The 15,445-nt window shown below is 25.1% G+C and carries 15 protein-coding genes; 11 read left to right on the top strand and 4 right to left on the bottom strand.

Annotated elements, in window-relative coordinates:
• The first annotated feature begins 20 nt into the window (after positions 1-20).
• Both I2E83_RS10885 and I2E83_RS10880 read left to right on the top strand, forming a co-directional pair.
• Positions 21-551 carry a DUF1836 domain-containing protein gene (locus I2E83_RS10885; RefSeq protein ID WP_195429770.1) on the top strand — a complete coding sequence of 177 codons (531 nt, stop codon included), beginning with the start codon at positions 21-23 and terminating at the stop codon, positions 549-551.
• 223 nt (positions 552-774) lie between these two features.
• Positions 775-2,967, top strand: a complete 2,193-nt coding sequence (locus I2E83_RS10880) for an alpha-galactosidase (protein ID WP_195429769.1) — start codon at positions 775-777, stop codon at positions 2,965-2,967.
• 77 nt (positions 2,968-3,044) lie between these two features.
• On the opposite strand, the gene I2E83_RS10875 is transcribed toward I2E83_RS10880, so the two are convergent.
• A complete protein-coding gene (locus I2E83_RS10875; RefSeq protein WP_195262986.1) occupies positions 3,045-4,811 on the bottom strand; it encodes a sensor histidine kinase in 1,767 nt (588 codons plus the stop codon).
• 129 nt (positions 4,812-4,940) lie between these two features.
• On the opposite strand from I2E83_RS10875, the gene I2E83_RS10870 reads away from it, so the two are divergent.
• Both I2E83_RS10870 and I2E83_RS10865 read left to right on the top strand, forming a co-directional pair.
• On the top strand, positions 4,941-6,167 hold the full coding sequence (locus tag I2E83_RS10870; RefSeq protein ID WP_195262987.1) for a response regulator: 1,227 nt from the start codon (positions 4,941-4,943) through the stop codon (positions 6,165-6,167).
• Between the two features lie 31 nt (positions 6,168-6,198).
• On the top strand, positions 6,199-7,503 hold the full coding sequence (locus tag I2E83_RS10865; protein WP_243241967.1) for an ABC transporter substrate-binding protein: 1,305 nt from the start codon (positions 6,199-6,201) through the stop codon (positions 7,501-7,503).
• 113 nt (positions 7,504-7,616) lie between these two features.
• Here the strand turns inward: I2E83_RS10865 and I2E83_RS10860 are convergent, their stop codons facing one another.
• A complete protein-coding gene (locus tag I2E83_RS10860; RefSeq protein WP_195262989.1) occupies positions 7,617-8,063 on the bottom strand; it encodes a hypothetical protein in 447 nt (148 codons plus the stop codon).
• Positions 8,064-8,180: 117 nt separating this feature from the next.
• A complete protein-coding gene (locus tag I2E83_RS10855) occupies positions 8,181-8,519 on the bottom strand; it encodes a helix-turn-helix domain-containing protein (RefSeq protein ID WP_195262990.1) in 339 nt (112 codons plus the stop codon).
• 397 nt (positions 8,520-8,916) lie between these two features.
• Here I2E83_RS10855 and I2E83_RS10850 point away from each other — a divergent pair, with 397 nt between their 5' ends.
• The 7 genes from I2E83_RS10850 (at position 8,917) to I2E83_RS10820 (ending at position 14,486) form a co-directional block, all read left to right on the top strand.
• Entirely contained in the window at positions 8,917-9,387 is a 471-nt protein-coding gene (locus I2E83_RS10850; RefSeq protein WP_195262991.1) for a DUF6323 family protein, read from the top strand.
• Positions 9,387-10,745: a DUF6179 domain-containing protein gene (locus I2E83_RS10845; protein ID WP_195262992.1), complete on the top strand. Its 1,359-nt coding sequence runs from the start codon at positions 9,387-9,389 to the stop codon at positions 10,743-10,745. The genes I2E83_RS10850 and I2E83_RS10845 overlap by 1 nt, the downstream gene beginning before the upstream one ends.
• A gap of 195 nt (positions 10,746-10,940) precedes the next feature.
• A complete protein-coding gene (locus I2E83_RS10840; RefSeq protein ID WP_195262993.1) occupies positions 10,941-11,651 on the top strand; it encodes a gamma-glutamyl-gamma-aminobutyrate hydrolase family protein in 711 nt (236 codons plus the stop codon).
• Between the two features lie 252 nt (positions 11,652-11,903).
• Complete coding sequence (locus I2E83_RS10835; protein ID WP_195262994.1) at positions 11,904-12,410, top strand: GNAT family N-acetyltransferase; 507 nt, start codon at positions 11,904-11,906, stop codon at positions 12,408-12,410.
• Positions 12,411-12,668: 258 nt separating this feature from the next.
• On the top strand, positions 12,669-13,208 hold the full coding sequence (locus tag I2E83_RS10830) for an Ada metal-binding domain-containing protein (protein WP_195429768.1): 540 nt from the start codon (positions 12,669-12,671) through the stop codon (positions 13,206-13,208).
• Positions 13,209-13,246: 38 nt separating this feature from the next.
• On the top strand, positions 13,247-13,726 hold the full coding sequence (locus tag I2E83_RS10825; protein ID WP_195429767.1) for a methylated-DNA--[protein]-cysteine S-methyltransferase: 480 nt from the start codon (positions 13,247-13,249) through the stop codon (positions 13,724-13,726).
• Between the two features lie 61 nt (positions 13,727-13,787).
• Complete coding sequence (locus I2E83_RS10820; RefSeq protein ID WP_195429855.1) at positions 13,788-14,486, top strand: DNA alkylation repair protein; 699 nt, start codon at positions 13,788-13,790, stop codon at positions 14,484-14,486.
• Positions 14,487-14,505: 19 nt separating this feature from the next.
• On the opposite strand, the gene I2E83_RS10815 is transcribed toward I2E83_RS10820, so the two are convergent.
• Positions 14,506-15,306 carry a choline kinase family protein gene (locus I2E83_RS10815; protein ID WP_195429765.1) on the bottom strand — a complete coding sequence of 267 codons (801 nt, stop codon included), beginning with the start codon at positions 15,304-15,306 and terminating at the stop codon, positions 14,506-14,508.
• Between the last annotated feature and the right edge of the window lie 139 nt (positions 15,307-15,445).

Raw genomic sequence — 15,445 nt, 5'->3', positions numbered from 1 at the left:
ATAAAAATAGGAGAGGCAGTATGGGTAAAGGGAATAAGTGTGGAGTTCATAGAAATATTTTAGAGTTTCATTGCCCAAGGTTTAATGAACTGCCAAAAGTTTCTTTATATAAGGACCAAGTCATTGTATATATAGAAGATGTATTAAAAGAAATAAATATTAATAATGAAGAAAAATTATTAACACCTACAATGCTTAATAATTATGTGAAACAAAAGGTAGTTTATCCTCCAAAAGATAAAAGATATGATGAAAAACATTTAGCTTACTTAATTGTAGTTTGCACATTAAAGCAAGTATTTACATTACAAGAAATATGTTATTTAATTAGAAAGCAAATAGATACTTGCCCTATAGAGGAGGCGTATGACTTTTTTTGTGTAGAACTTGAAAAGGCGCTAAAATCAGTATTTACTACAAGAGATTTTTCAGAGCCAAGTTCAGCAAGGAAAGTTACAATTGAATCTGAGATAGTAAGATCAATGGTAATGGCTTTTGCTAATAAGATATATATACAAAAGTATATTAAAAATGAAGTAAAAGATAAATAGAATTTAATAAAAATGATTTAGAGGTACAGTATTAATTTATATAATTAAATTGATTATATAAATTGATACTGTGCTTTTATAATATAAACAATATATAAGATGTTACTGCAAATATTATTTGATTTTTAAATAGTATTGAACATGATTAATATTTATGATATTTTTAAGTAAACGTTATAATTAAGTTAAAAGTAAATTTATATTATATATGGAGGTATAGAATATGGGTATTAGATTTATAGAAAAGTATAATGTATTTAAGCTTGACTCAAAAAATACATCGTATATTATTTCTATTGTAGATGAAGAAAAATTTTTAGGACATGTTTATTTTGGTGAAAAAGTAATTGATGAAGATATAAACTATTTGATGAGGATTGAAGAGCCACCATATATTCCATCTAAAAATAATAGAGATAGAGTATCCTTTTATGATAGTTTCCCTTTTGAATACTCAACTCATGGAATCGGAGACTTTAGAGAATCATCAATAAGGGTTAAGGATAAGAATGGACATTCAGAAGTAAAGCTTGAATATAAATCACATGAAATTTATAAAGGGAAAAGAGAGCTTAAAGGGTTACCTGCTACATTTGGAAATGAAAATGAGTGTACAAGCCTTGAAATAACTTGTGTAGATACATATTTAGATTTACAAGTTGTACTTGTTTATACTACTTTTGAGAATTTAGATGTTATTACAAGAAGTGTAAAAGTTAAAAACCTAAGTGAAGGTGAAATTAATTTAACAAAGGTATTATCTACCTGCATTGATTTTGATGGTATGGATTATGATATGATATCACTTCATGGATCTTGGGCTAGAGAAAGGCATGTACAAAGAAAGAAAATTGGTTATGGAAAACAAGTTGTATCAACTATAAGAGGAGAATCAAGTCATCAAGATAATCCATTTATAGCATTATTAGATAGCAAAGCAACAGATGATTATGGAAATGTATATGGATTTAATTTTGTTTATTCAGGAAATTTCTTTTCACAAATTGAAGGATGCCAATTTAATACAACTAGAGTTGTAATGGGAATAAATCCAGAAGGTTTTAATTGGATATTAAATAAGAATGAAGAATTTACAGCACCTGAAGTAGTTATGGTTTATTCAAATGAAGGTATAGGAAAGATGACAAGAACCTTCCATGATCTATATAGGAATCATTTAATAAGAGGCGAATATAAAGATAAAAAGCGCCCAATATTAATAAACAATTGGGAAGCAACTTATTTTGATTTTAATACAGAAAAACTGTTATCTATTGCAAAAGAAGCATCTAAGTTAGGAATAGAAATGCTTGTTATGGATGACGGCTGGTTTGGGAAGCGTAATGCTGATAATTCATCATTAGGAGATTGGTTTGTAAATGAAAACAAAATAAATGGCGGGCTTAAAAATTTAGTTGATGAAGTGAACAAACTTGGTATGGAGTTTGGAATATGGGTTGAACCAGAAATGATATCAGGAGACTCAGAGCTATTTAGAAAACATCCAGATTGGTGTATTAAGATACCAGGTCGTGAGCCTGCATTATGTAGGGAACAATATGTATTAGATTTATCAAGAAAAGAAATAGTAGATTATATATATAATAGTATAAAAGAAGTTTTATCTAGTGCAAATATAACTTATGTGAAATGGGATATGAATAGGCAACTAACAGACTTGGGAAGCCTTGGATTAAAGTCAGAAAACCAAGGAGAATTATTCCATAGATATGTTTTGGCAGTATATGATATGATGGATAGATTAACTAAAGATTTTCCACATATTTTATTAGAAAACTGTTCTGGTGGAGGGGCAAGGTTTGATCCTGGAATGCTTTATTATAGTCCTCAAATTTGGTGTTCAGATGATACTGATGCAATTGAAAGATTGAAAATACAAGAGGGAACAGCTATGGTATATCCACTTTCAGCTATAGGTGCGCATGTTAGTGATTGTCCAAATCATACAGTTGGAAGAACTACACCTTTTGAAACTAGAGGCTATGTAGCTTTGGCTGGTACTTTTGGATACGAGCTTGATGTAACAAGAATCCCACAAGAAGATAGAGATATGATCCCAAAACAAATAGAAATGTATCACAAGTATAATGACTTAGTAAGAACTGGTGACTATTATAGAATAGAAAACTTTTCTGAAAATAATTCTTTTGATTCTTGGTCAGTAGTTTCTAAAGATAAGAGTGAAGTTTTAGTAACTTGTGTGCAAGTTTTTGGAAGACCAAATTACCATAGCAGAAGAATAAAATTAAAAGGATTACTAGAAGATAGATTCTATAAAAGTGAAGAAACTGGAAAAATTATTTCTGGTGGAGCATTAATGAATGCTGGAATTAATTTAACTAATTTACATGGAGATTTCAAAGGTAAATTAATTCATTTAAAACTTGTAAAGTAGTGAAAATATAGTATATAAGTTAACTATAATAAATTCCACAGTGTAAAAATAAGATGTTTATACTGTGGAATTTTTATTTATTTTATTATATAAGGTAATGTTAGTACCATTGAGGTACCCTTGCCATATACGCTAAATATTTCAAGTCCGTAGTCTTTCCCATAATTAAGTTTTAGTCTACGATTTATATTTCTTAATGCTATGCTACTGAATTTATTATTTTTATCATTAATATAATCATTTAAATCCTTCAAATTTTCATCTTCAATGCCTATGCCATTATCAGATATTGTTAATAATAAATTATTATCTATATGATGACCTTGAATTATTATTTTCCCATTACTATCACATTTACTTAATCCGTGGTAAATAGCATTTTCAATTAGTGGTTGAATTATCATCTTAATTATTTCACAATTGAGTAATTCTTCGGGGATAATATTTTCTATTGTAAAAAGCTGATCAAATCTTATTTTTTGTAAGTAAATATAATTATCTATTATTTCCATTTCTTGATTTAGCTTTACTGTATTAATTTTTCTATTCATGCTATATCTTATTATTGAACCAAAGTATTCTGCCATAGTTGAGGTTTCTAAATCATCATTAATTTCCGCCATCATATGAATTGATTCTAAAGTGTTATATATAAAATGAGGATTGATTTGATTTTGAAGCTGGCGAAGCTCTAATTCCTTTTGCTCTATTTGATTCTTATAGTTTATATTTATTAAACTATTAATACGACCTTTCATGTCATTATACGAATTAACAAGTTTACCAATCTCATCATCTTTATCATATCTAAAGTTTTTATTTAAATTATTTTCTATAGAGTTTGAAGACATATTGTTAATAAGATACTGTATTGGATTAAAAATTCTTTTTGTAAAGAATAGATACAGTATTATTGATGAAATTAGAAAAAATAGTATGTTAGTAATTAAAAAGATAATGTATAAATTATCTAGTTTAAATGCATCTTTCTTTGGTATTTTATTAATTACTATCCAATTTGAAATATTAACTGGATTAGAACAAATAACATAAGGTGCATCTTCATATATATAATTTATTGACGGCTCAGAACTATTAAAATTTACTTTGTCAAAATAGTTGAATTCTGATTCTTCTTTATTTGTTGATAGAATTAAATCACCACTAGAACTATAAATTGAGATAGCTTCATTATTAAATGGTAAATCATAGTTTAATATATTATTAAACTCTTCAGTTGATAAAGTAACTAAAAGCATCCCTGTAATTTGGTTTGTATTAATATCTATTATTTTTCGTGTAAGAAGTATAAGATTTTTACCTTTTGAATAGTCTATATCGAAAATACTACTAGAATTAATATTTGCAAAAATTGAAGTAGCAGAAGATGAACTTAAACTTTCTTGAAACCAATTTTCATTAAGTGGATTTATAAGTTTATAGTGAGAACTGTTTCTGCTTGCAAATGCACCCATGCCTTTTAAATCATAAATATAAGCTCCACTTATATAATTATTTTGAATTAGCATCATTTCACAAAGATATTTTAAGTAGTTATAATGTGATATTTGAAAATTTTCAGTATCTCTCAATGTCTGATGCAACGTACTTATTTCTGGTATAAGTAAAGGATATTTAGAAACATCAGAAATAGTGTTTATTTTTTCTTCTATTTGGTTACTAAAGCTAATATTGAAGTTTTTTATTAATTTTTCAGTTTTGTTAAATTCATACTTTGAATAAGAATATAAATTAAAAGTAGTAACAAGTAAAAAGATTAAATAAAGACAAGTAAAAATAATTAGAGTTAACTTTTTTATAGATAAATTTTTATAAGAAAACATAATTTACACCTAACTTCTTTAAAAAGTATATATTTTATTTTATTAAAGTATAATTCTTCTAAAATGTAAACATTTAATATATAATAAATATATAATGAACTGAAAAAATATTCAATAGTAGGTGTAAAGATGAAGATATTGATAGTAGATGATGATAAAATTATTAGATTAGGATTAAAGAAAATAATTAATAGGCTATTTCCAGAGTATGAAGTTTTATCAGAATTTCAGAATGGATTAGTAGCATTCGAATATCTAAGAAATAATAAAATAGATTTAGTTATAACTGATATAAAAATGCCTATAATGACTGGAAGTGAGTTAATAGAAAAATCAGTAAGAGAGATAGACAATCCTCCATTATTTATTGTGCTAAGTGGATATGATGAATTTACTTATGTAAGAGATACTATGAAATTTGGAGCGTTTAATTACTTATTAAAGCCTATTAAACAAGATGAATTAAAAAAAGTAATCTCTGAAGCAGAAGTTAAAATTAAAGAGAATACAAAGCAAGATAATATATTTAATAAATCAATAGAGATATTAAAAAAAGATTTTTTTAGACATATATTATTTTCAAATTCTGAATGGAATTATAGAAGCGATAAGTCCTTTTTAGAAGATATACAGCTTAATGAAAATTATATGTACAAGCTTATTATAGTCGAGAATGCAAAAAAACAAAAAGAATTATTGAAAAAATATATAAAAAATATTGTTACTAGATGTATCTATATTGAATATATATATTTTAATTTTGAAGGAAACTCATATATAGTGTTTTATTTAGATATCACTAAAAGTGCTTTTGATGAAGGAGTAAACAATTACATTGAAAATGAGGTGAAAATATTTGTAGAGAAAAATATAAATGTCTATATAATGGAGCAAACTGATGAATTATATAAGTTAAAGGACCAATCAATAAGGTTTAGAAAAATTAGAAATACAATATATTATGAAAGTAAAGCAAGAAAATATTTATTAAAATTATCAGATGAAAATAAAGTTATTGAAGAAGAGAGTAATATTAATACAAATTTAACTGTTATAAAACTTGCTAAGCAATACATAATAAATAATTTTAATAAAAATATATCTCTTAAGGAGGTAGCAGATGAGGTTTTTTTAAGCCAAAATTATCTATCTGAATTATTTAAAAAAGAAGTTGGAGAAGGATTTTATGAATTTTTAACTGAATACAGGATAAAGATTGCAAAAGAATTATTGGTAACAACAAATTTAAAAGTTTATGAGATAGCAGTAAGGGTAGGGTATAATGATGCAATAACTTTTGGAAGGGCTTTTAAAAAAGTAACAGGATATACACCAAATAGCTTTAGAAATAATTAGAATCCATTATTTTATGAAAGAGGTTAGGTCAATGAAAAATAAAAAAATAAAGATTTCTATCATGGTAATCATGGCTATTATAACTACTTTTTTTGGAGTTAAAATTATTAAAGAAGATAAAGCTGAAGGGAATATTTTAAAAAATGAGAATAAAGAATTAGCGGGAGAAATAACATTTGTTAGTAATAGAATTGATAAAAAAGAAGAACTTAAAACTTTAATATCAGAGTTTGAGGAAGAGCATCCAAAGGTTAAGGTGAACTTAGAATTAATAGGAGATGCAGAAGAGATTCTTCAAAGAAGAGCTATGGTTCAAGAACTGCCAGATGTAACTTTAATCCCTAGTGCTATAAAAGCAAGTGAATATTCTCAGTTTTTTTTGGATTTGGATGATTTAGGATTCACAGAAGATAATATATATAATTATAGCACCGGTATTGGTAGCGATGGTAAGCTTTACAACTTAACTACATCAATTTCATGGAACGGAATTATATATAATAAAAGCGTATTTAAAAAATTAAACATAAATGAACTCCCAAAGACTAATGAAGAATTTTTAAATTTATGTAAAGCTATAAAAGATAATAAAATAATCCCAATTGCATTAAACTATAAGCAAGTTTGGACTATGAATACTTGGATAGATGTAGCACCATATTTATTCGATGTGAAACTTGAAAAAAATATAATCTTAAATAATGAGGATATTTTAAGTGACAATAGCGGGATTTTTAGAGCTTTAAATTTTGTAAGAAACATCTATCAAAATAATTATTGTGAAGACAATTTACTAAATTATGAATGGGAACAAAGTAAGGTAGACATTAAAAATGGAAAAGTAGCTATGATATTTTGGAATTCAGATTTTAAATATCAACTAGAAGATATAGGAATGAATATGGATGATATAGGCATGTTTCCATTACCAGATAGTAAATACATAAAAGTTTATGGAGATTATAAGATCGGAGTTGCTAAAAACACAAAATACCCAGAGTTATCAAAAGCATTCCTAAAGTTTTTATTTGAAGAAGATCGTTATGCAAATGCGGTAAATATATTATCTCCTTTGAAAGAAAACTTGAGAAACAGGGATTTAATAAAAGAGTTGGAAGCATATAATATTCCAATAGATATACATGGTGATACTATAAAAAATCAAACAGAAGAAGATAGAAAGATTCGGGAATGGTATGAAACTTTAAGAAGATTATCAGGATTAGATTATTCTTTTGTTCAAGAGTATATTACAAGTTCAGATATAGAAAACTTAAGGGATCAAATGAATAACAAATGGAATGAGTTGGAGAGAAAATCTGAAAGCAATGATTAAAGATAGTATATTAATTATATTTACATATGTCTACTTTTATTAAAAAAATAGGAAGTATGGATAATAATAAATCAATTTAAATTACTAAGTATTTATAATAATAATTGATTTAGTTATTCAATAACTTCCTCATTTCCTTCTTCATTTTTTTCTCCATTTTCTTCAGAGTTAGCTATTTCCGTAAAAGCTTCAAGCCTTAATGTGTTTGCATAAGTACTTAAGAGATAGGCGTTAGCTAACTTTATATATGGAGAAATATTAACATTTTCTTCCATATTATTTGTTCTTAAATTTCTAGAATAAACTCTTTTTATAGCTACGACCCATAAGAAAATATAGCCTAATAATACGAGTTGTTGACCTTGTAGTGTGATTTCAGCAGAAGCTACATCAGTATTATTATTAGTTAATAAATCATGTATATCAACATTTGCAGCATATGCAAAAAAAGCATATCCTACTGAAAGAAATGTAGCGCCAGTTCGTTCGAGCTCTGCAAGGTTTATATCCAAGTTTTTTATAAACTCTTCAATATCATCAAATGAATCATTATTACTCATATAAAATATATACCTCCAATAAGAGTTCTAATTATTATATGATATTGTATATAATTTTGAGTCATATTTTTTAATGTAAAAAAATAATATAGATATTTATTATTCGTAAGATAGTGCTTAGGGATTTCTATTGATATTTGGATAATACTTTTCAGACCAGACTTCAAGCTCTTTTATAATTTTAGTAATTTCTTTTCCTTTTTCAGTTAAATAATATTCAACTTTAGGAGGAGTTTCATCATAATTCATCTTAATAACTAACTCATCTATTTCAAGTTCTTTTAAATTTTCAGTTAATACTTTGTGACTTATTCCCTTTACAAAGCGTTGAAGTTCTAAAAATCTCTTTGGGCCATCATAAAGATGGCATAAAATAAGAGATTTCCATTTACCTCTTATAAAATCCATTGCAAAGTCTAGTAAGCATACATATTTCTTATTATTGTAATTTATCATAATGCGGTACCTTCCTAGAATATTTTAAATAAATTTATACTTTATTTAAAATGAGATGTTTTATATTATATAAGAAAAAATTTTCAATTGCAACAAATGTAAACTGAAGAAAATTTGTAGAAGAACAGATTAAAATCAGAAGAAAATAGAAAAATTACTATTTTAGCTATAAAAAATAATAGTAATAGATATTTAACTAAGATTGAGAATTTAAATAGATAAAAAAGAAAGTATTATTAAGAAAAGATATATGATTATATAAAAATAACATTGACTACAGAAATAGACAATGTTAGAATAATATTCTACTATATTATTTATTAGTATATATAATTAAATCATATCATATTCAAAAAAGAAAGTCAATATAAAAATAAAAAGTTTTGGAGGTTATTTTATGGAAAATAATATTATATCTATTCCAGATTCCTATATAAATAAACAAACTTTTTTAGAAATTCAAAAATGTAATGATGAAACTCTACACTACGGATTAAAACTTTCAGAAGAGGATATAAAAATAATTTTAGAAACTAGAAAAGAATCACTTATTAAAACTGGAAGAGTAGAATTTAGTGGAGGATTAATTCAAAAAATTATACTAGCATTTTGTGATTCCCCTTATATTTCTCAATATAATTATATCGAAACAATAGATGATATAATAGAAGCCTTTTATTATTATAAAAATGAGACTATGGATGAAATAGGTGATGATGAATTAATAAACTTAATGAAGAATTATTTTGATAATGAATGTCAAGGGTCATTAGACCTTCTAAAATATAAATATCTAGATAATATTGCCCACAATATAAAATATGGAGTGGCTGACTATTTTAATATGGATGAAGATGAGGATAAGTAATGAGTAATTTAATTATAAATAATAAAGAAGGAGCAGATGAAATATTAAATCAAGAGAATTATTTCCAATCTTTATTACAATATTCATATAATAACAATTTATTAGATAAAGAAGATTTTGAAAAAGTACAAATTCAAATTATGAATATTTTAAAAGATATTGTAACTTATTATACAATGGATTCAAGTTCATCTGTTAGGGTTGAGGTAGCAGAAAGCTTATTATCGTCAATATATTATACAATTAGTTTATTTATAAAGAATAACTCTAATGCTAATGAAGCTATAAAGATACTCAAAGAAGAAAGTATCAAGGAAATATTCAACAAAGGTGAAAAATTATTGAGAGTTAAATTTGATGATTGCATATCTTTATTAAGTAGTGTACAAAAAACAAAATTAATAATAAAAAATTATGCTTATAATGACACTATTGATTATGGAATTCCACTGTTTTTTAAAAAATATGATATTAGATATGGAAGTCATGAAACTCCAGGATCTATAGATTATCCATTATCTAATGATAATATGAATTTAGTAGGTATTGAATATATAGAGAACTATTTAAAGAAACTAAATTTAGAAAACAAGTTTTGTTCTAACTTCAATACAATAGAAATAGAAGATTTATTAAATGGATATGATAAAAAATCATATCATCTATTAATTAATATTTTTGATTTAGTATTAACAAATTCTATTGGTTCTGTTTTCTTAAATAAAGAAGCTAGTAATTTAAGAATAACACCATATGAAAAGTTATATCTTAAAGAGAGGTTTATAAATTTATCAGAGAAAGAAATAAAAAAAGAAATATTATTAGCAGTAGAAAGAATTTGTATTGAATTTTTAATCGATGCAGATGATTTAGATTTAGTTAACTATTTAAATAATGCCTCTGTAAAAATTTCTCATGAACTTAATAGAGATATAAATCAAATTGATAGAATATTCATCACTCCTAATAATGAAAAAGAAAAAACTATAAAATATCAAGATAGAAAAAGTGTTGAAAATAGTATATTTAGAAATATTTCTGAAGAAGTTAGAACTTGTAGTAATGTAGAGGATAAAATAAAAATTATTAAAGAGGACATTCATAGTTTAACTGATTTGGTAGATTTACTAGGGGCAGATTGTATATTTGAGTATGAGTTTACTGAAGTCTTTAAAGCTTTAGATGATTTTGAAATTGCTTTATTAATTAAGTATTTGCCGAGAGATAAAGATGTAGAAAGTGATTATGGAACTGAAAGTGAAAAGGAATGGCATGAAAAATTATTGAGATTTATTGATAGCTTAGATGAAATAAAAAGAAGAAATATTTTGAGGTTATCCAGTAAGTTTGAAATATAAAGCAGATGGTACATGAGCTTATTAATCTTAGAATGTAAAAATAGAAGATATAGTAGTATTTATTACTAAGATATCTTCATTTTATATTCTTATTTTTAACTGTATCATAGCAGACTTTAATTTTATAACATATAATTATAAGAAAAGTGTTAATATTGTTAATAAATGAAATAGTTCATAGAAGGAGATGATAATATGAATAAGCCTATTATTGGAGTTACAGCACTTTTTGATGATGAAAAAGAAAGTATTTGGATGTTACCGTCATATTTAGATGCAATTACAGATGCAGGAGGAATCCCTGTCATATTACCAATTATAGATAACGAAGAAGATATAAAGACTTTGGCAAATAAATTTGATGGATTTTTATTAGCTGGTGGTCAAGATATTAATCCTGAAATATATAAGGAAAAGAAATTGGCTCATTGTGGAGGTATAAATGTTGCAAGAGATAAGATGGAAAAAAGTTTGTTAAAGGAAATATTAACTATAGATAAGCCATTACTTGCAATATGCAGAGGTTTTCAACTTTTAAATTCATATTTAGGGGGCTCTTTATACCAAGATATAAAAATAGATAGAAATAATAATAAAGATAGTATTCATAGGCAAGAAAAACCTTATAATAAGCCAAGTCATAAGGTAATAGTTAAAAAGAACTCTTTACTATTTGATATTATGCAAAAAGAAGAAATAATGGTAAATAGTATGCATCATCAGGCTATAAAGAATGTTTCTCCTAATGTAACTGATGCTGCAATAAGTGAGGATGGAGTTATAGAGAGCATTTATATTAAGGATAGAAAGTTTGTATTAGGGGTACAGTGGCATCCGGAACATTTATATAAAGATTATGAAGAGCAGTTTAATATATTTAAGGAATTTATAAATAGATGCAGTTAAATATATTAAAGTACCAGAAAAATACTTTTAATAACTTTAAATGGAAATTAAATACTATTAATGGAAAATATAAACATTGTGGAAAAATGCTAGAAAAATAAGAAAAGAATAAAAAAGATGAGTTAAACTTAAGCAACGAAGAAAATCACTTTTTACTTAAATTAATAAAGGGAGTAATATATGATTATTACTAGTAATAATTAATTCATGAAGTTTGCAAGCTATATAAATATAACTAAGGAGTTGTACTTTGTGGAAGTAAATAGTGTGAATCTAAGCCAAGAAGTATATATATCAGATGCCGAGAAAATATGTAACTGGCTTAGTGATGAGGAAATAACAAGTTATTTAAATGAAGACATTAATGTAAAGCGAAATTTAATTAACGTTATAAATAGGGTAAATATGCCTATTTTAACTCATCTTTTTAATAATAATTGTAGATTTTTTATTATAAAAAATATATATGGCGCAATAGGATTTTTACGACTAGTACCAAAAGGTGAGTTTGTAGAAATAGTTATTGCAGTAGGTGAAAAAGATTTATGGGGAAAGGGAATAGGGCATAATGCTGTACTCGAAGCTTTAAAAGTAGCTTTTTTTGATATGAGGGCTGAATATGTTGTAGCTAAAATTAAAAAGATTAATAAGAGATCACAAAATCTTTTTAAGGGCTTAGGGTTTAAGCAAGCTAAAGAACTGGAAAGAGAAATTGAATATCATATTAGTATGAAGTCTTTCATTAGATCTGCTGCCTAGACTATTTAAATATTACTTTCTTTAATTATATATTAAGTAGATAGTCCTAAAAATAATAACAATATATAGTTATTAATTCTGCTAAAAAAGTATTGATTTTTGTTAATCAGTACTTTTTTTATTTTGAATAAATTATAATAATATTTATATAAGATAAAAAATATCATGATTTTAATATAATTTATATTAAAATTAGAAGATAAAAATCTGTAAGAAATATTTTAAGTATTATGATAAATTATTAATGGAGGTAGATATATGAATAAGGAGGAAAAATGGAAAGCTGTTATAGAGAATGATTTAAGATATGATGGGGATTTTTTTTATGGAGTTAAAACAACAAAAATATTTTGTCGTCCATCTTGTAAATCTAAAAATCCAGTTAAAGAAAATGTAGAATTTTTTTCTACCACTGAAAGTGCAATTGAAAGTGGATTTAGGCCTTGTAAAAGATGTCGACCTGATTTAATAGAATACAATCCGATTACTAATATTGCTAATAGTATGAAGGAGATTTATGATAAATATTATTTTGATGAAGAGCTTATTAATATTAAGATAAAAGGTCTTCATATAGCTAAAAGTCATTTAATAAGAGTTTTCAATAAGACTTTTAGCTTAACACCTAAAGCATATATTTCTAAAATTAGAATTGATAAAGCTAAGGAACTTTTGAAAGCTAGTGACAAATCAATTACTGAAATTTCTTATGATTGTGGATATAGGAGTTTATCAACTTTTTATGATAATTTTAAGAAAGTTGAAGGGATGAGTCCTATGAGTTATCGTATAAAATAATTAAGAATCTGCTTATAAAATAGATGTGAAGGAGTTATATGAAAAGTATTTTTTACTATGAGACTATAATTGGAGAAATTGGAATAGCTGATAATGGAAAAGGTATTACAAATATTTATATAAAAGATAAATTAAAGATTGAAAAAGATATAGAGGTAAAAGAAACTAAATTAATTAAAGAGGCAGCAAGTCAACTTAATGAATATCTATCTGGAAGTAGAGAAGATTTTAGTATTCCATTTGACTTAGAAGGAACAGAGTTTCAAGTTAAAGTGTGGAATGAGCTAATTAAGATACCTTATGGAGAAACAAGAACATATAAGGAAATAGCAGAAAAAATAGGTAATCCTAAAGCAGCTCGTGCTATTGGAATGGCAAATAATAAGAATCCAATATTAATAATGATACCATGTCATAGAGTTGTAGGTAAAAATAAAAGCTTAGTTGGATATGCTGGAGGCTTGGAAATGAAAGAAATGCTATTAGAAATAGAACACAAAAATATTCAGATTTACTAGTGATAATTGAATAGTTAATAGATAAGGGGGAAATACTTTGGCGTTTGATATGGATGAAAATATGTCTTTAACAATAAGAGAGGAACTTATAAATTTGTCAGAAGAAGATTATAGAAATTTTTCTTCGAAACTTTTACCAGGAGTTAAAAATATACTTGGAGTTAGGCTCCCAGCATTAAGAAAAATTGCAAAAAGTATTGCTAAAGAAGATTGGAAAAGTTACTTGAATAATGCAAGGGATGATTACTTTGAAGAAGTAATGTTACAAGGTATGGTAATTGGATATATTAATAATATTGATATAGATGAAATTATAAGTCTTATTAGAAAATATGTACCCAAAATCAATAATTGGTCTGTTTGTGATAGCTTTTGCAATGGCCTAAAAATTACTAGTAAAAATAAAGAAAGAATGTGGAATTTTTTACAAGAGTATCTTTCATCAAGTGATGAATTTGAAGTAAGGTTTGCGGTAGTAATGCTATTAAATTTTTATGTTGAGGAAGAGTATATTGAGCTTGTCTTAAGTAATTTAGATAAAATAAAGCATGATGGATATTATGTTAAAATGGCTGTTGCTTGGGCAATTTCTATTTGTTATGTGAAGTTTAGTGAGATAACTTTCAATTATCTAAAAGAAAACAACTTAGATTATTTTACATACAATAAATCATTACAAAAAATCTGTGAATCTTTAAAAGTTTCTAAAGAAGAGAAAAATATTATTAGAGGCATGAAGAAAAAGGTAAATAATAAATAATGAAGTTAATTAGACGATTTTATAAAGAATTTATCAAATCGTCTAATATCATATTACCTCCAAGTTTATAATCATAATCAGAAGTACTATTTATTGATTTTATAAAACTCCAAGTTGCATTCCAAAGTTTAACTACAAAAAGATAACCTTCTAACTTTTCATTTAGATATTTTGAAGAATAACCAAAATAACTTTTAATCAATTCGTTTTTCATATTTTCATTTAAAAACCAAGATAAAGTAGCTAAATCAAAAAATATATCTCCCATTGCGGAAAATTCAAAGTCAATAAGATAGATAGAGTTTTTATTATATAAAATATTAGATGTATTTAAATCATTATGGCACAATCCCAAATGATATTCTTTAGTTAAATTATCTTTTAAGGAATTTAGCTTTTCCATTAATAAATTTATATCATGATTAAAGAGAAAATTTGAACTAATTAAAAACTTAACATTTCTTTCAATTATATCAAAAGGATTAAAATAATTACTACATTTTAATCGATGTAACCTTTTTAATGTATGTATTAAGCTATCAATAAAAACATGTGAGTTATAAAATTCTATATTAATTTTATTAGATTCCTTAAATTCACTTAACAAGACTCCAGTATCTTTATTATGATAAAGTATATTAGGAGAAATATTAAAAGGCTTAATTATGTTTAAAATTTCATTTTCATTATAAAAATTATTAGTGTTATCTTTACTTGGAATTCTTAAAACATATTTTGAATCTTGTAGTGTCATTAGATAATTTGAATTATTTAACCCACCAAGTTTAGTTAGTGAAAAATTTTTATGTATTGTATTCATAAAATCTCCTATAGTTATTGTTGTTTATACATTATATCAGATATAATATGAAATGTATTTTAAGATTATTATTTATGTAGATTATTAGTTGAACATAGATTTTACTTAATAATTTTAAATTTATTATGTATACTATTAT

It is taken from the genome of Clostridium sp. D46t1_190503_E9, assembly GCF_015555225.1.
Classification (GTDB): Bacteria; Bacillota; Clostridia; order Clostridiales; family Clostridiaceae; genus Clostridium.
This window is presented reverse-complemented; position numbering and strand designations above follow the sequence as displayed.

Bases quoted from the DNA above. Each gene is read 5' to 3' on its own strand.
- I2E83_RS10885 (WP_195429770.1), top strand. From the start codon at position 21: ATGGGTAAAGGGAATAAGTGTGGAGTTCATAGAAATATTTTAGAGTTT.
- I2E83_RS10880 (WP_195429769.1), top strand. From the start codon at position 775: ATGGGTATTAGATTTATAGAAAAGTATAATGTATTTAAGCTTGACTCA.
- I2E83_RS10875 (WP_195262986.1), bottom strand. From the start codon at position 4,811: ATGTTTTCTTATAAAAATTTATCTATAAAAAAGTTAACTCTAATTATT.
- I2E83_RS10870 (WP_195262987.1), top strand. From the start codon at position 4,941: ATGAAGATATTGATAGTAGATGATGATAAAATTATTAGATTAGGATTA.
- I2E83_RS10865 (WP_243241967.1), top strand. From the start codon at position 6,199: ATGAAAAATAAAAAAATAAAGATTTCTATCATGGTAATCATGGCTATT.
- I2E83_RS10860 (WP_195262989.1), bottom strand. From the start codon at position 8,063: ATGAGTAATAATGATTCATTTGATGATATTGAAGAGTTTATAAAAAAC.
- I2E83_RS10855 (WP_195262990.1), bottom strand. From the start codon at position 8,519: ATGATAAATTACAATAATAAGAAATATGTATGCTTACTAGACTTTGCA.
- I2E83_RS10850 (WP_195262991.1), top strand. From the start codon at position 8,917: ATGGAAAATAATATTATATCTATTCCAGATTCCTATATAAATAAACAA.
- I2E83_RS10845 (WP_195262992.1), top strand. From the start codon at position 9,387: ATGAGTAATTTAATTATAAATAATAAAGAAGGAGCAGATGAAATATTA.
- I2E83_RS10840 (WP_195262993.1), top strand. From the start codon at position 10,941: ATGAATAAGCCTATTATTGGAGTTACAGCACTTTTTGATGATGAAAAA.
- I2E83_RS10830 (WP_195429768.1), top strand. From the start codon at position 12,669: ATGAATAAGGAGGAAAAATGGAAAGCTGTTATAGAGAATGATTTAAGA.
- I2E83_RS10825 (WP_195429767.1), top strand. From the start codon at position 13,247: ATGAAAAGTATTTTTTACTATGAGACTATAATTGGAGAAATTGGAATA.
- I2E83_RS10820 (WP_195429855.1), top strand. From the start codon at position 13,788: ATGTCTTTAACAATAAGAGAGGAACTTATAAATTTGTCAGAAGAAGAT.
- I2E83_RS10815 (WP_195429765.1), bottom strand. From the start codon at position 15,306: ATGAATACAATACATAAAAATTTTTCACTAACTAAACTTGGTGGGTTA.